The 19,989-nt window shown below is 73.7% G+C and carries 15 protein-coding genes; all 15 read left to right on the top strand.

The features are described from left to right. Positions 1-18: 18 nt before the first annotated feature. The 15 genes from AFB00_RS00705 (at position 19) to dnaE (ending at position 19,928) form a co-directional block, all read left to right on the top strand. The gene (locus AFB00_RS00705) at positions 19-945 is read left to right on the top strand and encodes a cell division protein FtsQ/DivIB (RefSeq protein WP_083275154.1); all 927 of its coding nucleotides are present in this window, start codon (positions 19-21) and stop codon (positions 943-945) included. A 304-nt stretch (positions 946-1,249) separates the two neighbouring features. After that, positions 1,250-2,641 (top strand): cell division protein FtsZ, encoded by a 1,392-nt coding sequence (gene ftsZ, locus AFB00_RS00700; protein ID WP_068795596.1) that lies wholly within the window; start codon positions 1,250-1,252, stop codon positions 2,639-2,641. 51 nt (positions 2,642-2,692) lie between these two features. After that, positions 2,693-3,436 (top strand): peptidoglycan editing factor PgeF, encoded by a 744-nt coding sequence (gene pgeF / locus AFB00_RS00695; protein ID WP_068799872.1) that lies wholly within the window; start codon positions 2,693-2,695, stop codon positions 3,434-3,436. A gap of 4 nt (positions 3,437-3,440) precedes the next feature. Beyond that, a complete protein-coding gene (locus AFB00_RS00690) occupies positions 3,441-4,184 on the top strand; it encodes a YggS family pyridoxal phosphate-dependent enzyme (RefSeq protein ID WP_068799871.1) in 744 nt (247 codons plus the stop codon). 103 nt (positions 4,185-4,287) lie between these two features. Further along, positions 4,288-5,037, top strand: coding sequence for a cell division protein SepF (locus AFB00_RS00685; RefSeq protein WP_068795595.1), 750 nt, complete (start codon positions 4,288-4,290; stop codon positions 5,035-5,037). Between the two features lie 3 nt (positions 5,038-5,040). Beyond that, on the top strand, positions 5,041-5,337 hold the full coding sequence (locus tag AFB00_RS00680; RefSeq protein WP_068795594.1) for a YggT family protein: 297 nt from the start codon (positions 5,041-5,043) through the stop codon (positions 5,335-5,337). Between the two features lie 47 nt (positions 5,338-5,384). Further along, the gene (wag31, locus tag AFB00_RS00675) at positions 5,385-6,245 is read left to right on the top strand and encodes a DivIVA-like cell division protein Wag31 (protein WP_068795593.1); all 861 of its coding nucleotides are present in this window, start codon (positions 5,385-5,387) and stop codon (positions 6,243-6,245) included. Between the two features lie 82 nt (positions 6,246-6,327). Next, entirely contained in the window at positions 6,328-7,626 is a 1,299-nt protein-coding gene (locus AFB00_RS00670) for a hypothetical protein (RefSeq protein ID WP_068795592.1), read from the top strand. A gap of 276 nt (positions 7,627-7,902) precedes the next feature. Beyond that, entirely contained in the window at positions 7,903-11,112 is a 3,210-nt protein-coding gene (gene ileS, locus AFB00_RS00665; protein WP_068799870.1) for an isoleucine--tRNA ligase, read from the top strand. A 42-nt stretch (positions 11,113-11,154) separates the two neighbouring features. Next, the gene (locus AFB00_RS00660; protein ID WP_068795591.1) at positions 11,155-11,958 is read left to right on the top strand and encodes a class I SAM-dependent methyltransferase; all 804 of its coding nucleotides are present in this window, start codon (positions 11,155-11,157) and stop codon (positions 11,956-11,958) included. A gap of 13 nt (positions 11,959-11,971) precedes the next feature. Next, on the top strand, positions 11,972-13,453 hold the full coding sequence (locus tag AFB00_RS00655) for a potassium/proton antiporter (RefSeq protein WP_068795590.1): 1,482 nt from the start codon (positions 11,972-11,974) through the stop codon (positions 13,451-13,453). 26 nt (positions 13,454-13,479) lie between these two features. Continuing rightward, positions 13,480-14,004 carry a signal peptidase II gene (lspA, locus tag AFB00_RS00650; RefSeq protein ID WP_231974141.1) on the top strand — a complete coding sequence of 175 codons (525 nt, stop codon included), beginning with the start codon at positions 13,480-13,482 and terminating at the stop codon, positions 14,002-14,004. Positions 14,005-14,006: 2 nt separating this feature from the next. After that, complete coding sequence (locus tag AFB00_RS00645) at positions 14,007-14,939, top strand: RluA family pseudouridine synthase (RefSeq protein ID WP_068795588.1); 933 nt, start codon at positions 14,007-14,009, stop codon at positions 14,937-14,939. A gap of 28 nt (positions 14,940-14,967) precedes the next feature. After that, positions 14,968-15,693 (top strand): hypothetical protein, encoded by a 726-nt coding sequence (locus AFB00_RS00640; RefSeq protein ID WP_068795587.1) that lies wholly within the window; start codon positions 14,968-14,970, stop codon positions 15,691-15,693. Positions 15,694-16,376: 683 nt separating this feature from the next. After that, the gene (dnaE, locus tag AFB00_RS00635) at positions 16,377-19,928 is read left to right on the top strand and encodes a DNA polymerase III subunit alpha (protein ID WP_068795586.1); all 3,552 of its coding nucleotides are present in this window, start codon (positions 16,377-16,379) and stop codon (positions 19,926-19,928) included. Positions 19,929-19,989: the final 61 nt, after the last annotated feature.

The following is a 19,989-nucleotide window of genomic DNA, read 5'->3' as shown; positions in this document are numbered from 1 at the left end:
GAGACGGACGGGGACGGGATGACCGACAGCGAGCACCGGGACGGCGGGGACGACACCGGCCCCGGGACCGGCGACGACCCGGGCACGGAGAGCCGGCGCACCCCCGAGCAGGAGCAGCGGGCCGCCGAGCGGGCCCGCCGGATCCGGGAGCGCCGCGCCGCCGAGCGCTCCGGCGGCGCCCGGCGCTCCCCGGCCGCGGTCCGGGACCGGCCGGCGGTGCGCGCCGCGCAGCGGGCGCGCGCCGCCCGTGCACCGCACCGGCGGCGCCGGGTGGTCGCGGTGCTCGCCGTCGCCGCGGTCGTGCTGCTGGGGCTCTCCGCGGCCGGCTGGTGGGCGCTGGGCCGGTACGGCCCCGGCGTCGCCGCGGTCGAGGTCACCGGTGCGCGGCAGATCTCGGACCGGGACGTCGCCGACGCCGCGGGTGTCGACCCGGGGACGCCGCTCGCCGCCGTCGACACCGACGCCGTCGTGGCGCGGGTGTCGGCGCTGCCCGGGGTCGCGACCGTGGACGTCGACCGGTCCTGGCCGGACACCCTCGTCGTCGCCGTGACCGAGCGGACCCCGGCGGCGCTGGCCGACACACCCGACGGGCGGATGCTGGTCGACGTGAGCGGTTTCCCGTACCGGCCCGCGCCGCCGGAGGTCCGGCTGCCGGTCCTGACCCTCCCCACGGTGGCGCCGGACGACCCGGCGACGCTCGCCGCGGTCGGGGTGCTGCGGGCGCTGCCGCCGCCGGTGCGGGACCAGGTGGAGAGCCTCGGCCCGGGCGCCGGTGGATCGACCTTCGAGCTGGTCCTGACCGAGGGCCGCCGGGTGCTGTGGGGACCGTGGGGCGACCCGGCGACGACCGCACGGCGGGCCGCGGTGCTCGGGCCGCTGCTGGGGCGCGAGGGGGCCGTGTACGACGTCTCCAGCCCCGACCTGGTGACCGTCCGTCCGGGCTGAGCCCGGACACGAACGGGCACCCCGTACCGGTGACCGGCGGTCGTACGGTCGGCCGCGGCCGGTCCGGTCCACCGGGACGGCGGGCCCGTGCCGTGCGTTCCCGGCGGACGGTGACCGGGCGACGACGGTCCGCTTTTCACGTGACCGGAACCGCGAACCACCCGACCGGGGTGTTGTCGGCCCGCGGCGCGCCTGCTGGACCCGGGCCGTCGTTGCGACCTAGCGTTCGTACCGAAGGCCCGGGGCACCCGGAGCTTGACCCACCGAACCCCCCGGACCCCGAGCGAGACGGAAGGTGCCGCACATGACGCCCCCGCACAACTACCTGGCCGTGATCAAGGTCGTCGGCATCGGTGGCGGCGGCGTGAACGCCGTCAACCGCATGATCGAGGTCGGCCTCAAGGGCGTGGAGTTCATCGCGGTGAACACCGACGCCCAGGCGCTGCTGATGTCCGACGCCGACGTCAAGCTCGACATCGGCCGTGAACTCACCCGGGGTCTCGGCGCCGGCGCCAACCCCGAGGTCGGCGGCAAGGCCGCGGAGGACCACGCGGAGGAGATCGAGGAGGTCCTCAAGGGGGCCGACATGGTCTTCGTCACCGCGGGCGAGGGCGGCGGCACCGGCACCGGCGGCGCCCCGGTCGTCGCGTCGATTGCACGCAAGCTCGGCGCGCTGACCATCGGCGTCGTCACCCGCCCCTTCACCTTCGAGGGGCGCCGGCGCGCCGGCCAGGCCGAGGAGGGCATCCAGGGCCTGCGCAACGAGTGCGACACGCTCATCGTCATCCCGAACGACCGGCTGCTGCAGCTCGGCGACGTCGGGGTCTCGCTGATGGACGCCTTCCGCTCCGCCGACGAGGTGCTCCTCTCCGGTGTCCAGGGCATCACGAACCTGATCACCACCCCCGGCCTGATCAACCTGGACTTCGCGGACGTGAAGTCGGTGATGTCCGGTGCGGGCTCCGCGCTGATGGGCATCGGCTCCGCCCGCGGCGAGGGCCGGGCCGTGCAGGCCGCCGAGAAGGCGATCAACTCCCCGCTGCTGGAGGCGTCGATGGACGGCGCGCAGGGGGTGCTGCTGTCGATCGCGGGTGGCTCGGACCTCGGCCTGTTCGAGATCCACGAGTCGGCCTCGCTCGTGCAGGAGGCCGCCCACCCCGAGGCGAACATCATCTTCGGCACCGTGATCGACGACTCGCTCGGCGACGAGGTGCGCATCACCGTGATAGCGGCCGGCTTCGAGGGCGGCACGCCCACGCACAAGAAGCTGGAGCCCGCGGTGTTCCGCCAGGGTGCCCAGCGGGCCGCCGAGCCCGCACCGGCCCAGCAGCCCGCCGCGCCGGCACCGGCCCAGCAGCCCGCCGCGCCGCAGGTCCCGGCCACCGGCCAGGCCCGGCCGCCGGTCCAGCCGGAGGTCTCGGCCCCGCGCGGCCCCGTCGCCGACCGGACCGCACCGCACCTGCCGGCGTCGGTCCCGGCCACCGAGCGGACCGGCGTGCTGCCCCCGGCCCAGCCGGGTGCACCCGCGCCGCGGCAGCCGGAGCTGCGTGCCGAGCCGCCCGCGCCGGCCCACGACACGGCGCCCGGGCACCTGTCCGCGCCCCCGGCGCAGCCCGCGCCCGGTGCCGCGCGGCCGATGGCCGCCCCGGACCCGGTCGAGGACGAGGTGGACGTCCCGCCGTTCATGCGCCGCTGACCCGCGGTGCCCACCGGCGCGACACCGTCCGGACCGCGCATCCGCCGGGTCATGACGACCCGCGCCGGTGGCCGGTCCGCCGGGCCGTTCACCAGTTTCAACCTCTCCCGCGGCGTCGGTGACGACCCGGGTGCGGTCACCGCGAACCGGGCCCGGATCGTGCGCGAGCTCGGGCTCTCGGGCCTGGTGTTCCTCACCCAGGTTCACGGCACCGGGGTCGCGGTGCTCCGCGAACCACCCCGGGCCCGCCCCGGTACCGGCGGGGTGGCCGCGGACGTCCCGGACACCGACGCGGTCGTCACCGACGTCCCGCTGCTGGGTATCGCCGTGCTCGCCGCGGACTGCGTCCCGGTGCTGCTGGGCGACCCTGTGGCCGGTGTCGTCGGTGCCGCGCACGCCGGTCGGGTCGGTGCCGCGTCCGGTGTCCTGGACGCCGTCGTCGGGGAGATGGCCGCGCTCGGTGCGGAGCCCGGGCGGCTGGAGGTGCTGCTCGGCCCGGCCGTCTGCGGCCGCTGCTACGAGGTGCCCGCCGCGATGCGCGCCGAGGTCGAGGCCGTCCTGCCGGGCAGTGCGTCGACCACCCGTACCGGCACGGCCGGGCTCGACCTGCGGGCCGGGCTCACCCGGCGGCTGGCCGCGCTCGGTGTGACGAAGGTCGGCACCGACCCGCGCTGCACGATCGAGGACCCGGACCTGTTCAGCCACCGCCGGGAGGGGCGGTGCGGGCGGCAGGCCGCGATCACCTGGCTCGATCCCCGGGGTGCTCGCGACGGCGCCGCCGGCGCGGCACGATGACGGTGTGCCCGACGTCAATCCGCCCGACCGCACCGCCGAACTAGCCGAACGGTTGGGTACCGTTCGGGGCCGCCTCGACGCGGCCTGCCGGGCCGCGGGCCGCGACCCGGCGGAGGTCGCACTACTGGCGGTCACCAAGACCGTGCCCGCCGTCGACGTCGCCGATCTGGTCGACCTGGGTCTGACCGCGTTCGCCGAGAACCGGGCGCAGGAGGCGGCGGCGAAGGCCGCCGAGGTCGCCCGGCTCCGGCCGGACGCGGCCCTGCACTGGCACTTCGTGGGTGGCCTGCAGCGCAACAAGGTGCGCGCGGTGCTCCCGTGGGTGACGCGGATCGAGTCCGTCGACTCCGAGCGGCTGGCCAGGGCGATCGACAAGGAGGTCGCGAGGAGCCGGGACCGCGGCGAGCGGGACGGGCCGCTCCCGGTGCTCGTCCAGTACAGCGTGGACGGTGACCCCGAGCGCGGCGGTGTGCCCGACTCCGGGCTCGACGAGCTGACCGACCTGGTCGCGGGGCTGGCGGGGCTGGAACTGGCCGGCCTGATGGCCGTCGCACCGCTGGACCGGTCGCCGGACGCGGCGTTCGCCGCGATCGCCGGAGCGGCCCGGAGGACCCGCGAACGGCACCCCGGGGCGACCGTGCTGTCGGCCGGGATGAGCGGAGATCTCGAGGCCGCGGTCGATCACGGATCGACCGCGGTGCGTGTCGGTACGGCTCTTGTGGGGGAGCGACGGATAACCTCCGAGTAATCGCTGGTCGTTGCGGGTAAGGAGCCATCGGCGAGACCGTCGCCAGAACGCGGGGTGCGCCTGGCCGCGCACGGAGTCGAGCAGTACTGCGAGGGGACAGCGGATGAGCGCGATGTACCGGCTGAAGGCGTACTTCGGCATGGTCCCGGCCGATGAGATGGACTACGTGGACGAGCCGGACCACTACCGGGGCGGCCACGAGCAGCACGCCGGCCCGCGTGGCGACCGTTGGTCCTCCGGGGGAGGGCGGTTCGCCGACCCGGACGGCTACGACGACGACCGGTACGAGGGCTCCGGGAGCTACCAGGACGGATGGGGCGCCCGTGCGACACGGGAACCGCTCCGTGCGCCGCGCGCCGTGCGGCACGATCCTCGCGGTGAGCGGGACGCCGGTCCGCTGCCCAGCCCGATCGGTGGTGGCGCGGGAGCGGCCGTCCGCGGGGCGCTCGCGATGGACCCGGACGCCCTGCGCGGCCCGGCCCGGGAGGACCGGCGCGAGGAGCGACCGGCCCCGCTGGCGGCCGCCCCGGCGCCGTCGACGGTGCCGGAGCAGCGCGACCGCACGGCCGCCGGACCGGCGTCGATCACGACGCTGCACCCCCGCAGCTACAACGAGGCCCGCACGATCGGCGAGCGGTACCGGGACGGCGTGCCGGTCATCATGAACCTCACCGACCTCGACGGTGCCGCCGCGAAACGCCTGGTGGACTTCGCCGCCGGGCTGGCCTTCGCGCTGCGCGGCTCGATCGACAAGGTCACCGACCGGGTGTTCCTTCTCACCCCCGCCGACGTGGACGTCTCCGCGGACGACGCGCGGAGGCTCGCCGAGCGCGGAGCTTTCCGACAGGATTGAGCCGTGTCCACCGCGATCGGCTTCCTCGTCTACTACGTCCTGTTCTTCTTCTGGCTGCTGCTCGCGGCCCGGATCGTCGTCGAGATGGTCCGGTCGTTCGCGCGCCAGTGGCGACCCGCCGGGGCCCCCGCGGTGGCGCTCGAGGTCGTCTTCACCGTGACTGACCCTCCGGTCAAGTTGTTGCGGAGAGTAATTCCTGTGGTCCGTATCGGAGGCGTCGGACTGGACCTGTCGATTATGGTGCTGGTGCTGGCGGTGTTCATCGTGATGAGCATCGCCAGATCACAGCTCCTGGGATGAGCCCCAGTCACCCAGGAGTGCCGCCGAGGACCGCATGAGGTGATCCGATGCCGCTGACGCCCGCCGACGTGCACAACGTCGCGTTCAGCAAACCCCCGATCGGGAAACGGGGGTACAACGAGGACGAGGTCGACGCCTTCCTCGATCTGGTCGAGGCCGAGCTGGCCCGCCTGATCGGCGAGAACGACGACCTCCGCGACCAGGTCGCGCAGCTGGAGCAGCGCCTCGGCGATGCCGAGGCCGACCTGGAGGAGGCCCGTAGCCAGCCGGCTCCGGCCCAGACCCAGGCGCTGCAGGCCTCGCCGTCGCCGATGGGCCGTGGCGTGGGTGCTCCCGCGCCGCAGCTGGCCGGTGCCGTGGCCGCCGCCGACGCCGACGGTGGCGACCACCACGTGCAGGCCGCCAAGGTCCTGGGCCTCGCCCAGGAGATGGCCGACCGGCTGACCGCGGAGGCCAAGAACGAGGCCGACACGATGCTGTCGGACGCCCGGACCAAGTCCGAGCAGCTGCTCTCCGACGCCCGGACGAAGGCCGACGGCCTGGTCAACGACGCGCGTTCGCGTGCCGAGACCATGCTGAACGACGCCAGGACCCGGGCCGAGACGCTCGAGCGCCAGTCCCGGGACAAGGCCGCCGGCCTGGTCAGCGAGGCCGAGCGCAAGCAGAACGAGATCATGGGCGCGATCCAGCGCGACAAGTCCGTGCTCGAGAAGAAGATCGACGAGCTGCGGACCTTCGAGCGGGAGTACCGCACCAGGCTCAAGACCTACCTGGAGTCGCAGCTCCGTGACCTGGAAGGTCGTGGGTCGGCCGCTCCGTCGGACGGCTCCGGTGGTGGCACCCGGTTGAGTTCGAACGGTGGCTACGCCGCGTCCGGGTACGGCCAGCGGGCCGACACCGGGAGCTGACACCGGGTCCGGAGCAATCCGGGCACGACCGACGACGACGGGGTAGCGGACGGGTGCCGCTGCCGAAAGACGGAGTTCGCCGATGTTGGTGCTGGTCCTGATCCTCGTGGTCATCGCGCTGGTGCTGCTGCTCGCAGGATGGTTCCTGCACGTGGTGGCGCTGGCCTGGACCTCGGTGGCCATCAGCCTGATCGCAGGGCTCGCCCTGCTCTACGACTGGTGGCAGACCCGGTCCGCCGTGCGCGCCGGGGATCGCCGGGACACGGCGCAGGGTGCTCCGGCGGGGAACAACCCGTACGAGCACCCGCCGGCCGAGGCGCACTACGGCTCCGACCCGGAGCCGGCCACGCAGGTCCTGCCGGTCGTGCGGCCGCAGCAGCCCGCCGTGGGCCAGCAGGTCCCCGGCGGCGGTGCAGCGGCGGACAACGCGGCCGACGCGACGATCCAGATACCGTTCGTGCGGCCGCCCGGCTCAGCGGGGGCACCGCCCGTCGCTTCCCGTTCGAGTGGATCTCAGTCACCCTCCGTGACCGAATCCGGCGGGGACGGCACGGAAGGATCGACCGGGGGTCACCCCGCAGGCGCTCCCAGTGCGCCGGCGGCCGACGGTGGCCCGGAGCACCGGGACGATGCGGGTCGTGGCGGCGACCCGACGAGGACCGGGGACCCGGGCGGTGCGGTTCCGGCCGACGGACCCGCCGCGGCGGACGAGTCCACCGCCGGGCGGCGCGAGAACGGTGGCCCCGGGACGGGCGGGCCCGAGCGGTCCGCCGACCCCGCGGTCACGGGCGCGGCCGGTGCGACGGTCGTGGGTCTCGCGGCCGGCGGATCCGACCGGTCGCCGGACGCAGTCCGGTCCGGCGCCGACGACGGGCCGGGAACCGGTGGTGCCGACGCCACCCGGGCCGTGCAGACGGGATCACCGGCCGGTGCGACCGGCCGGGTCGAGGCCGCGACCACGGCCGTGCCGGCCGCGGGCGGCATGCCGGTCACCGGGAACGGGGCGGAGCAGCCGCCGGTGTCGTCCGGTGAGCCCGCCGGAGCAGGTGCCACCACCGCGCTCGGTGCCGCAGGCGCCGCGGGCGCCGACGCGGGCGTTCCCCCGGGCGGTGACGCCGCGGTGGACGCAGCGCAGGACGGTGCGGAGGCACCGGAGGAACCACGGGACCCGACGCTGGCGAACCTCGTCGCCCGGCTCCCGGACGAGGTGCTCGTCATCGACGAACACCCCCGCTACCACGTGGAGAGCTGCCGGACCCTGGCCGGCCGCCAGGTGATCCCGCTGCCGGTGAGCGAGGCCGTCGAGCTCGGGTTCACCCCGTGCGGCCAGTGCACACCGAACCGCACGCTCGGGGAACAGCACCCGGCGCAGGTCCGCTGAGCCGCCGGACCGGGCTGCGGTATATCCGGGTGGGCGTGCGCGCTACCCTGGTTCCACAGGCGCTGATCCGGCCATCACCGGGGAGCCTCCGGAAGAAAGGGCGGTCGGTTCCGCCCGAGTAGAACCGGACGGGTGCGGCCCGTGATCGCCGTCGAACGAGAGGCGTACCCGTCCCGGGTGCGCAAGCGGGGTGGTACCGCGGCCCGGTCCGGACGGACCGGCGTCGTCCCCGTGCGAGAGGCAGTCACCAGGCCACCGCACGAGGAGTCGGAGACGATGAGCGAGACCACCGCCGAGGGGACCGGGTATCCCGACGTCCCGGCCCACCCCACCTTCCCGGCACTCGAGCAGGACGTGCTCGCGAGCTGGGAGACCGACGCCACGTTCCGGGCGTCGGTCGAGCAGCGCCCGGCGGGCGTGGACGGGGCCGACGAGTACGTCTTCTACGACGGGCCGCCGTTCGCCAACGGCCTCCCGCACTACGGCCACCTGCTGACCGGGTACGTGAAGGACGTCGTCCCGCGCTACCGCACGATGCGCGGCAACCGGGTGGAGCGCCGGTTCGGCTGGGACACCCACGGCATGCCGGCCGAGGTGGAGACCGAGAACCAGCTCGGCATCAAGCACAAGTCCGAGATCGACGAGATGGGCGTCGCCGCGTTCAACGAGGCGTGCCGCACCTCCGTGCTGCGCTACACCGGCGAGTGGCGCGACTACGTCACCCGCCAGGCCCGCTGGGTCGACTTCGACAACGACTACAAGACGCTCGACCTGGACTACATGGAGTCCGTCATGTGGGCGTTCAAGTCGTTGTGGGACAAGGGTCTCGTCTACTCCGGCTTCCGGGTCCTCTGGTACTGCTGGCGGTGCGAGACGCCGCTGAGCGCCACCGAGACCAAGATGGACGACGTCTACCTCGACCGGCAGGACCCCGCGGTGACCGTGGGGCTGCGGCTCGCGACGCCGGACCGCCCGGAGACCGACGGCGCGCTGGCCCTGGTCTGGACGACCACCCCGTGGACGCTGCCGTCGAACCTCGCCGTCGCCGTCCACCCCGGCGTGGAGTACGTCGTGGTGGGCGCGAACGGCGAGCGCTGGCTGCTCGCCGCGGCCCGCGTCGCGGCCTACGCGCGTGAGCTGGGCGAGGAGCCGGAGGTGCTGGCCCGGCTCACCGGCTCCGACCTGCTCGGCGCGGCCTACACCCCGCCGTTCGACTTCTTCGCCGGCCGGGAGAACGCCCACCGCGTCCTGGCCGCGGACTACGTCACCACCGAGGACGGCACCGGTCTGGTGCACATCGCGCCCGCCTTCGGTGAGGAGGACAAGGAGGTCACCGACGCGGCCGGCATCGAGGCCGTCGTCCCGGTCGACTCCCGCGGCGAGTTCACCACCGAGGTCCCGCCGTACGCCGGCATGCAGGTGTTCGACGCGAACCCGCAGATCATCCGCGACCTGAAGGACGGCACGTCGGGGCACGTGCACGGCGTGCTCCTGCGGCACGAGACCTACGACCACCCGTACCCGCACTGCTGGCGGTGCGGCAACGCCCTGATCCAGCGCGCGGTGGACTCGTGGTTCGTCGAGGTCACCCGGTTCCGGGACCGGATGGTCGAGCTGAACCAGCAGATCGACTGGACGCCGTCGCACGTCCGGGACGGGCAGTTCGGCAAGTGGCTGGAGGGTGCCCGGGACTGGGGCATCTCCCGCAACCGCTACTGGGGCAGCCCGATCCCGGTGTGGCAGTCCGACGACCCGAACCACCCGCGGACCGACGTCTACGGCTCGCTCGACGAGCTGGAGCGGGACTTCGGCGTCCGGCCGACCGACCTGCACCGCCCGTACGTCGACGAGCTGACCCGGCCCAACCCGGACGACCCCACCGGGCGGAGCACCATGCGCCGGGTGCCGGAGGTCCTGGACTGCTGGTTCGAGTCCGGGTCGATGCCGTTCGCCCAGGTGCACTACCCGATGGAGAACGCGGACTGGTTCGAGCACCACTACCCGGGCGACTTCATCGTCGAGTACAACGGCCAGACCCGTGGCTGGTTCTACACGCTGCACGTGCTCGCCACGGCGCTGTTCGACCGGCCGGCGTTCCGCACCTGCGTGGCGCACGGCATCGTGCTCGGCGACGACGGCGCGAAGATGTCGAAGTCGCGGCGGAACTACCCCGACGTCAACGAGGTCTTCGAGCGGGACGGCTCGGACGCCATGCGCTGGTTCCTCATGTCGAGCCCGGTGCTGCGCGGCGGGAACCTGGTCGTCACCGAGCAGGGCATCCGGGAGGGCGTCCGGCAGGCGATCCTGCCGCTGTGGAACACCTGGTACTTCCTCTCGCTCTACGCGGGTGGCCGCCGGGGGACCTTCCGCACCGACTCTCCGCACGTCCTGGACCGCTACGTGCTGGCCAAGACCGCCGACCTGGTGGACGGCGTCACCACGGCGATGGACGGCTACGACATCGCCGGGGCCTGCGAGCGGATCCGCGAGCACGCCGAGACGCTGACCAACTGGTACGTCCGCCGGTCCCGGGAACGGTTCTGGTCCGAGGACGAGGCGGTGCGCCGCGACGCGGTCGACACCCTGCACACCGTGCTGGAGGTGACCTGCCGGGTCGCGGCCCCGCTGCTGCCCCTGACCACCGAGGCCATCTGGCGCGGTCTCACCGGCGAGCGGTCGGTGCACCTCACCGACTGGCCCGGCGGGACGGACCCGGCGGTGTCGCGGCGCCACGACGGCGCGGCACTCCCGCACGACGCCGCGCTGGTGGCCGGCATGGACCGGATCCGTCAGGTCGCGAGCGCGGCACTGTCGCTGCGGAAGTCGGCGAAGATCCGGGTGCGGCAGCCGCTGCCCGGCCTCACCGTCGCCGCGCAGGACGCCGACGTGCTCGCCCCGTTCACGGACCTGCTGCGTGACGAGGTCAACGTGCGCTCGGTCGAGCTGACCGGCGACGTCGCCGCGCACGGCCGGTTCGAGATCGCGGTCAACGCCCGGGTCGCCGGCCCGCGGCTGGGCTCGGACGTGCAGAAGTGCATCCGCGCGGTCAAGGCGGGGGAGTGGAGCCAGGAGGCCGACGGGAGCGTCGTCGCCGCCGGGATCACCCTGACCGACGGCGAGTTCACCGAGAAGCTCGTCGCCGCGGACCCGGAGCACACCCTGGCGCTGCCCGGCAACGCGGGGCTGGTCGTGCTCGACACCACCGTCACCCCCGAGCTGGCGGCCGAGGGCACGGCCCGCGACGTCGTCCGGGTGGTGCAGCAGGCACGCCGGGACGCCGGGCTCGCGGTCGCCGACCGGATCGCGCTGACCCTGGACGGGCCGGCCGGGGTGCTCGACGCGGTGCGGGCGCACGAGGGGTTCGTCGCCGGTGAGGTGCTCGCGACCGCGGTCACCTACACCGGCGCCGAGGGCGGCTCTACGGGGCAGGTCGTCGGCCCGGACGGGGCACCGGTCACGCTGACGGCGACCGTCGTGCGGGTCTGACCGCCGCGAAACCGTTGCGGGGCGCCGACTATCCTCACCGGTGTGGGTGACGCTGCGGCACGGTGGACGGTCGGCCAGGCCGCGCGCGGCATCCCGGAGGAGATCCGGCGCGCGGCGCCGGCCGACCCGTGGGTGCACGACCCGGCCGACCTCGCCCCGCCGCACGAACCGGCCGACTCGCCGTCGCACCGTGCCGGCCGCGCGCTCGCCGAGCGCGCGGCCGCGCGGACCTGCGCCGGGGCCTCCGTGCTCGACGTCGGCTGCGGCGGGGGGACGGCCGCGTTCGGCGTGGCCGGTCCCGACCCGTCACCGGTCGCCCGGGTCGTCGGGGTCGACCGGCAGGCGGACATGCTCGCGTCCTTCACCGCCGGTGCGCGGGCCCGCGGGATCCCGCACGGCACGGTGCACGGCTCCTGGCCGGATGCCGCGCCGGACGCGGGCCGGCACGACGTGGTGCTCTGCCACCACGTGCTGCACAACGTCGTCGACCTGGTGCCGTTCCTGGCCGCACTGACCGGCGCCGTGCGGTCCGACGGCGGTGGCGTGGTCCTCGAGATGTCCGAGGAACACCCGCTGACCTGGCTCGATCCGCTCTGGGAACGGTTCCACGGTCTGCGCAGGCGGGCCGGCGGGACCGCCGACGACGTGGTCGGCGTCCTGCGCGAGGAGCTGGGGACCGAGCCCGAGGTCCAGCGGTGGGACCGGCCGTCGCGGCTCCCGCACGGACCGGAGTGGGTCACCCGCCGGCTCTGCCTGCCCGCCGACCGGGTGCCGGAGGTCGCGACCGCGCTGCGGGACCTCCCGCCACGCCGGCCCGGCCTCGTCACCCTCGCCTGGGCGAGCTGAGCCCGGCGCCGCGATGAGTCTGGAACTGCTGCTCGGCGCCACCGCCGGTGTGTTGCTGCTCGGCGTGCTGGCCGTACGGGTGTCGGTCCGGCTGGGCCTGCCGTCGCTGCTGCTCTACCTGGGCATCGGCGTGCTGCTCGGGGAGTCCGTGCTGGGGATCCAGTTCTCCGACGCCGGTCTGACCGAGACGTTGGGGCTCGCCGCGCTCGTCCTCATCCTGGTCGAGGGCGGGCTGACCACCCGGTGGGAGGCGGTCCGGCCCGCGCTGGGGCTGGGACTGCTGCTGTCGACGCTGTCGGTCCTGGTGTCGATCGGGGTCGCCGCGGGCCTGTTGCACCTGCTGCTGGACCTGGAGTGGCGCACGGCGCTGCTCTGGGGCGCGGTGCTGTCCTCCACCGACGCCGCCGCGGTGTTCAGCGTGCTGCGCGGGGTCGCGGTACCGCGCCGGCTGGCCGGGACGCTGGAGCTCGAGTCCGGGATGAACGACGCGCCGGTGGTGATCGCCGTCGTCGTGTTCGCCTCGACGGACCCGATCGGCTGGTCCACCGCCGGGCTGGTCGTCTACGAGCTCGCCGCGGGCGCCCTGATCGGGGTGTTGCTGGGGGCGGGCGGGGCCTGGGCGCTGCGCCGGGCCGCACTGCCGTCGACCGGCCTGTACCCGCTCGCCGCGATCGCGGTGTGCCTGCTCGCCTACTCAGCCGGGCAGGGGGCGCACGCGTCGGGGCTGCTCGCGACCTACGTCGCGGCACTGGTGCTCGGCAACTCCCGGCTCCCGCACCGCAGCGGCGTCGTGTCCTTCGCCGAGGGCACCGGCTGGATCGCCCAGATCGGGCTGTTCGTGATGCTCGGCCTGTACTCGGTCCCCGAACGCCTGCCCGCGGCGGTCGTGCCGGCCCTGGTCTGTGCGGCGGTGGTGCTGCTGGCGGCGCGGCCGCTGTCGGTGCTGGCGGCCGGGCTGCCGTTCCGGGTGCCCTGGCGGGAGCAGGCCTTCCTGTCCTGGGCGGGACTGCGCGGCGCGGTGCCGATCGTGCTCGCGCTGGTCGCGCTCACCGAGGGCGGACCGCAGAACCAGATGCTGGTCGACGTCGTGTTCGTGCTGGTCGTGCTGCTCACCCTGGTGCAGGGGACGACACTGCCGTGGGTGGCGCGGCTGCTCGGTGTCGTCTCGCGGACCGAGACCCGCGAGGTCGAGGTCGACGCCGCCCCGCTGGACGAGGTCGACGCCGAGCTGCTCCAGGTGAAGGTCCCGAAGGGTTCCCGGCTGCACGGCGTCTACCTGCGGGAGCTGCGGCTGCCGGCCGGGGCGACGGTCAGCCTGGTGGTGCGGGACGCCGAGGCGTTCTCCCCGCTCGGGGAGACCCGGCTGCGCGAGGGGGACCAGTTCCTCGTCGTCAGCACCCGGGACGTGCGGGACGCGACCGAGCAGCGGATCCGCGACGTCGACCGGGGCGGCAAGCTGGTCCGCTGGCACGCCCGCGACGACCGCTCGTCATAATCGGGGGTGTGAGTGCCGATCCCCCCGTGAGCGAGACACCCGCCGACCCGGCGTTGCGACGGCGCGGGACGCTGCTCCTGGCCGGGATCGCCGGCGCCGTGCTGGCGCTCGACCTCGCCAGCAAGATCGCCGCCGTCGCGTTCCTGGAGGACCGCGAGCCGATCGCCGTGATCGACGGCCTCTTCTGGCTGACCGTGCTGCGCAACCCGGGCGCGGCCTGGTCGATGGCCACCGGCTACACCTGGATCCTCACGATCGTCGCGGTCGTCGTCGTCGGCGTCATCATCCGGATCGCGCGCCGGCTGGCGTCGACGGGCTGGGCGGTCGGCCTCGGCCTGGTGCTCGGCGGTGCGCTGGGCAACCTCGTCGACCGGTTCTTCCGGGCGCCCGGACCGATGCGCGGGCACGTCGTCGACATGCTCGCGGTGTTCGCCCCGGACGGCAGCATCTTCCCGGTGTTCAACCTCGCCGACTCCGGGATCGTGTGCGGCGGGATCCTGCTGGTACTGCTCGCGGTGCGCGGCATCGAGATCGACGGGACACGGGCCTGACCATGGGAGAGCTGCGGAGCATGCCCGTCCCGGACGGGCTCGACGGAATGCGGATCGACGCCGGGCTGTCCCGGCTGCTGGGCCTGTCCCGGACGGTGGTCGCCGGCCTGGCCGAGGCCGGCCGGGTCCGGCTGGACGGCCGCGACGCCGGGAAGTCCGACCGGTTGCCGGGCGGGTCCTGGCTGGAGGTCGAGCTGCCCGACGCGGCGGCGCCGACCGTCATCGAGGGGCCGGTCGAGGTGGTCGCCGGCCTGACCGTGCTGCACGAGGACGACGACATCGTGGTCGTCGACAAGCCGGTCGGGGTCGCCGCGCACGCGTCGCCGGGCTGGACCGGCCCGACCGTCACCGGCGGGCTCGCCGCGCTCGGGTACCGGCTCTCCACCTCCGGTGCCGCGGAACGCCAGGGGATCGTGCACCGGCTCGACGTCGGGACCACCGGCGTGATGGTCGTCGCGACCTCCGAGCACGCCTACACCGAGCTGAAGCGGGCGTTCAAGGAGCGCACCGTGGACAAGCGCTACCACGCGGTCGTCCAGGGGCACCCGGATCCGTCGTCGGGCACGATCGACGCGCCGATCGACCGGCACCCGCGGCACGACTACCGGTTCGCCGTGCTGCAGGGCGGCAAGCCGAGCATCACGCACTACGACACGATCGAGGCGTTCCGGTCGGCGAGCCTGCTCGACGTGCACCTGGAGACCGGGCGCACCCACCAGATCCGGGTGCACTTCTCCGCGCTGCGCCACCCCTGCGTCGGGGACCTGACCTACGGTGCGGACCCGACGCTGGCGAAGCGGGTCGGCCTGTCCCGGCAGTGGCTGCACGCCCGCACCCTCGGGTTCGCCCATCCCGCCGACGGCCGCCACGCCGAGTTCACCAGCCCCTATCCCGGCGACCTGGCCGCGGCGCTGGACACGCTGCGGGACCCGTGAGGGCGACCGGGCACCCGGGGCCACCGCGGTGACCGGACTGACCACCCGCGGGCTCTGGGTGGTCGTCGCGGTGCTCGCCGTGGTGCTGTTCGGCGCGGTGTGGGCGGCCGGATCCGGGCCGTCCGCCGGGCCCGCCGTCCCGACCGGGTCGGTGCGGCTGGGCCCCGACCCCGGCCAGGACGTCGCGGGCTACCTGTCGTCGCTGCCCGCGCAGCTGCCCCCGCCGGGGGAGCGGGTCCCCGCACTGGTGCAGCTGGGGCAGCCGCTCGACGCCCGCGCGGTGGCGGCACTCGGCGCTCCCGGCACCACGACGGCGGTCCTCCGGGTCCCGCTCGACCGGGTCCAGACCGCGCTGCGGTTCGAACCGGTGACCGGGACCGGGGACCCGGTGGCCGCGCTGGGGGTGGCCAGGGAACGCGCGGCGTTCGCGGCCGAGGCGGACGCCGACCGGGCCCGGCGTGCGGTCCCGGACGCGGCGACGCCGCAGGCCCGGGAGTCACTGACCCGGCGCGCCGCGGTCGCCGCCGCGGAACACCGGGCGCTGGCCGGCCCGGGCTGCCGCTGCGTGGTCGCGCTCGTGGTGAGCGCCGACCGGGCCGGGCTGGAGGCGCTGGCCGGCCGGGACGGCGTCCGGGCGGTCCAGGCCGCACCGCCCGGGACGCCCGGGCAGGCCCTGGCCCTGTCCCCGTTGCTGCCCGAGCAGACCACCGCCGCGACCCCACCCCCGGACGACGGCCCGGTCCCGCCCGGCTGAGGCTGGGACTCGGACTTCCGGCTCCCGGTTGCCGGATCCGGCTCCTGGTTCCCGGCCCCGCTGCCCGGGTGTCCGGGGGCTCCCGCCGCGCGACCCCGCGCCGCGTCCGGCGGGCCCGGTCCCGTCCCGCTGGGCCTGTCTCGTCCCGTCGTGCCGGGCACGGCCCGGACAGCGGGCGTCCGGACGGCGTGCCGGGACCCGCCGGGCGTGGCCCTGCACCGGTTCCGCGGCGCGTCCGGCTGCCCGGCCACGTGCGGATCAGAACCCCGGCACGGTGCCGCCGGACGGTCGAGAGCACCGTTCCCGCTCCCGGAGACTCCGGGGCACCGCCCGGAACCCGCCGACACGCCGGAGCCGGGGTCGCGCGGGGCGTGAGCAGGAACGACGCTGCGGGCGCGGCCGGGAGCCGCCGCCGTCGCCGGAACTGTCGGACCCCGGGGCTAGTGTGGGACCACACCGAACCGGTCGGCCCTCCCCCCGGGGCAGGAGCCCCCCGGCAGCCTCGTCCGGCCCCGCCAGGCCGCTCCCGGGGGTTGCCGTTCCGCCCCGTCGTCGGGGGTCGTCGCGGTCGGTGCAGAGCACGGCACGCACGCGTCCACGGTCCGCTCCGGGCCGCGGCGCGGCGCGTGCGGACCGGGGAGCACCGCGCCGCCCAGGGCGCGGGAGAGGAGTGCGGAACACACATGGCTGCCGGCGGCTCGGAGACGGGTTCCTTCGTCCATCTGCACACCCACACCGAGTTCTCGATGCTCGACGGGGCGGCCCGCCTCGACGACCTCTTCGCCGAGGCCGCGAAGTACGAGATGCCCGCGGTCGCGATGACCGACCACGGCAACGTCTACGGCGCCTTCGAGTTCTGGCGCAAGGCCAAGGCGCACGACATCAAGCCGATCATCGGCATGGAGGGCTACGTCGCCCCCGGCTCGCGGCACGAGCGCAAGCGGACCGCGCTCGGCAACGGCAGCGAGAACAACCCCGACCTCATGTACACCCACATGACGCTGCTCGCGGAGAACACGGAGGGGATGCACAACCTCTTCCGGCTCTCCTCGCTGGCCAGCCTCGAGGGGTACTACTACAAGCCCCGTATGGACCGCGAGCTGCTCGAGCAGTACGGCAAGGGCCTCATCGCGACGACCGGCTGCCCCTCCGGCGAGGTCGCGCGGCTGCTCCAGCAGAAGGACTTCGACGCCGCCTGCCAGGCCGCGAGCGACTACCGCGACATCTTCGGGAAGGACAACTTCTTCCTGGAGCTGATGGACCACGGCATCGGCATCGAGAAGCAGGTCCAGGAAGACCTGTTCGCGCTGAAGAAGAAGCTCGACCTGCCCGGTCTCGCCACCAACGACCTGCACTACACCTACCCGGACGACACCAAGGCGCACGAGGTGCTGCTGTGCGTCCAGACCGGCAAGACCCTCGCCGACCCGAACCGGTTCAAGTTCGACGCGCAGGACTTCTACCTCAAGTCCGCCCGCGAGATGCGCGACCTCTGGGACCCGGTCCACCCCGAGGCCTGCGACAACACGTTGCTGGTCGCCGAGCGCTGCAACATCGACTTCACCACCGGCCAGGACCTGCAGCCCAAGGCCCCGGTGCCCGAGGGCGAGACCGAGGAGTCCTGGCTGATCAAGGAGGTCGAGCGGGGACTGCACATGCGGTTCCCGAACGGCGTCACCGAGAGGTACCGCCAGCAGGCCAACTACGAGGTCGGCGTCATCATCAAGATGGGCTACCCCGGCTACTTCCTGGTGACCGCCGACCTCATCCAGCACGCCAAGTCCGTCGGCATCCGGTGCGGCCCCGGCCGTGGTTCCGCAGCCGGGTCGCTGGTCGCCTACGTCCTCGGGATCACCGACCTCGACCCGATCCGGCACAAGCTGATCTTCGAGCGGTTTCTCAACCCGGACCGCATCTCGATGCCCGACATCGACATGGACTTCGACGAGCGCCGGCGCGGCGAGATGATCCGCTACACCACGGAGAAGTACGGCGAGGACCGGATCGCCCAGATCATCACCTACTCCACGATCAAGGCGAAGGCCGCGATCAAGGACTCCGCGCGGGTGCTGTTCGGGCAGCCCGGCTACTCGGTCGCCGACCGCATCTCCAAGGCGATGCCGCCCGCGGTGATGGGCAAGGACATTCCGCTGTCCGGGGTCTTCGACCCCGCGCACAAGCGCTACTCCGAGGCCACCGAGGTGCGGGCCCTCTACGAGGCGGACCCGCAGGTCAAGGAGATCATCGACACCGCGCGGGGCCTGGAGGGCCTGAAGCGGCAGTGGGGTGTGCACGCGGCCGGCGTGATCATGTCCTCGACGCCGCTGCTCGACGTCATCCCGATCCAGCGCCGCGAGTCCGACGGCGCGATCATCACGCAGTTCGACATGGGCGTCTGCGAGACCATCGGGCTGCTCAAGATGGACTTCCTGGGGCTGCGCAACCTCACGATCCTCGACGACGCCCTGGAGAACATCGGGCTCAACGAGAAGGCCCCGGTCGACCTCGACCACCTGGAGCTCGACGACGCGAAGACCTACGAGCTGCTCTCCCGCGGCGACACGCTCGGGGTGTTCCAGCTCGACGGCGGCCCGATGCGGGACCTCCTGCGGCGGATGGCCCCGTCGGAGTTCGAGCACATCTCCGCGGTCGGCGCCCTGTACCGCCCCGGCCCGATGGGTGCGAACGCGCACAACGACTACGCCGACCGCAAGAACGGCCGCCAGGAGGTCACGCCGATCCACCCGGAGCTGGCCGAGCCCCTCAAGGACGTGCTCGGCGAGACCTTCGGCCTGATCATCTACCAGGAACAGGTCATGTCGATCGCGCAGACCCTGGCCGGGTACTCGCTCGGTCAGGCGGACCTGCTCCGCCGCGCGATGGGCAAGAAGAAGAAGGAGATCCTGGACAAGGAGTACGTCACCTTCGCCGGCGGGATGAAGGACAACGGCTACTCCGAGAACGCCGTCAAGACGCTCTGGGACATCCTGCTCCCGTTCTCCGACTACGCCTTCAACCGCGCGCACTCCGCCGCGTACGGCGTCGTGTCGTACTGGACGGCCTACCTGAAGGCGAACTACCCGGCCGAGTACATGGCCGCGGTGCTCACCTCCGTCCGGGACGACAAGGACAAGGCCGCCGTCTACCTGGCCGAGTGCCGCCGGATGGGGATCACCGTCCTCCCGCCGGACGTCAACGACTCGGTGCGCAACTTCGCCCCGGTCGGTTCCGACATCCGGTTCGGTCTCGGCGGTATCCGCAACGTCGGGCACAACGTCGTCGACGCGATCGTCGCGGCGCGCCGGGAGAAGGGCGACTTCGCCGACTTCTCCGACTTCCTGCGCAAGGTCGACGCGGTGGTCTGCAACAAGAAGGTCGTCGAGTCCCTGATCAAGGCGGGCGCGTTCGACTCGCTGGGCCACACCCGCAAGGGCCTGCTGCTCGTGCACGCCGACGCCATCGACGCGGTGATGAGCACGAAGAAGGCCGCGTCGATGGGCCAGTTCGACCTCTTCGGGTCGATGGACGGCAGCGCGGGCGACGACGGGGACGACGCGCTCGGCGGCATCTTCGACGTGAAGGTGCCGAGCGAGGAGTGGGACAGCAAGCACAAGCTCGCCGTCGAGCGGGAGATGCTGGGCCTCTACGTGTCCGGTCACCCGCTGCAGGGCCTCGAACAGGCGCTCGCGGCGAAGGCGGACACCTCGATCGCCGACATCGTCGAGGGGACCGTCGCCGAGGGCGGGCAGGTCACCGTCGGCGGCATCCTCGCCAACGTGAACCGCCGGGTGAACAAGAACGGCGAGCCCTGGGCGTCGGCGCAGATCGAGGACCTCGCCGGTGGGATCGAGGTCCTGTTCTTCCCGCGCGCCTACCAGGTCGTCGGGGTCGACGTGGCCGAGGACGCGATCGTGCTGGTCAAGGCCAGGGTCAACAAGCGCGACGACCGGATCTCGCTGATCGCCAACGACCTCGCGGTGCCCGAGCTGGCCGCCGCCGGTGAGGGCGGGCTCCCGATCCGGGTCAGCCTGCGCACCGACCAGTGCACCCCCGAGCGCGTGTCGAAGCTCAAGGAGGTGCTGACCCACCATCCGGGCACGTCCGAGGTGCACCTGTCCCTGGTCTACGGCAGCAAGATCACGGCTCTGCGGCTCGACGACTCGCTGAAGGTCATGCACACCTCGGCGCTGATGGGCGACCTGAAGGCGCTGCTCGGGCCGGGCTGCCTGGGCTGATCCGGCAGCCGGTGCGGTGTTCCGGGGCCCGGCCCCGGGGCGGCGCACCGGGGGCCGGGCG

The organism is Pseudonocardia sp. HH130630-07 (genome assembly GCF_001698125.1).
Lineage (GTDB): Bacteria > Actinomycetota > Actinomycetes > Mycobacteriales > Pseudonocardiaceae > Pseudonocardia.
The sequence above is the reverse complement of the archived record's forward strand: the minus strand, read 5'-3'. Positions and strand labels throughout refer to the sequence as shown.

Excerpts from the sequence above, each read along its gene's own strand:
- AFB00_RS00705 (WP_083275154.1), top strand. The coding sequence starts at position 19 with ATGACCGACAGCGAGCACCGGGACGGCGGGGACGACACCGGCCCCGGG.
- ftsZ (WP_068795596.1), top strand. The coding sequence starts at position 1,250 with ATGACGCCCCCGCACAACTACCTGGCCGTGATCAAGGTCGTCGGCATC.
- pgeF (WP_068799872.1), top strand. The coding sequence starts at position 2,693 with ATGACGACCCGCGCCGGTGGCCGGTCCGCCGGGCCGTTCACCAGTTTC.
- AFB00_RS00685 (WP_068795595.1), top strand. The coding sequence starts at position 4,288 with ATGAGCGCGATGTACCGGCTGAAGGCGTACTTCGGCATGGTCCCGGCC.
- wag31 (WP_068795593.1), top strand. The coding sequence starts at position 5,385 with ATGCCGCTGACGCCCGCCGACGTGCACAACGTCGCGTTCAGCAAACCC.
- AFB00_RS00670 (WP_068795592.1), top strand. The coding sequence starts at position 6,328 with ATGTTGGTGCTGGTCCTGATCCTCGTGGTCATCGCGCTGGTGCTGCTG.
- ileS (WP_068799870.1), top strand. The coding sequence starts at position 7,903 with ATGAGCGAGACCACCGCCGAGGGGACCGGGTATCCCGACGTCCCGGCC.
- AFB00_RS00655 (WP_068795590.1), top strand. The coding sequence starts at position 11,972 with ATGAGTCTGGAACTGCTGCTCGGCGCCACCGCCGGTGTGTTGCTGCTC.
- AFB00_RS00645 (WP_068795588.1), top strand. The coding sequence starts at position 14,007 with ATGGGAGAGCTGCGGAGCATGCCCGTCCCGGACGGGCTCGACGGAATG.
- dnaE (WP_068795586.1), top strand. The coding sequence starts at position 16,377 with ATGGCTGCCGGCGGCTCGGAGACGGGTTCCTTCGTCCATCTGCACACC.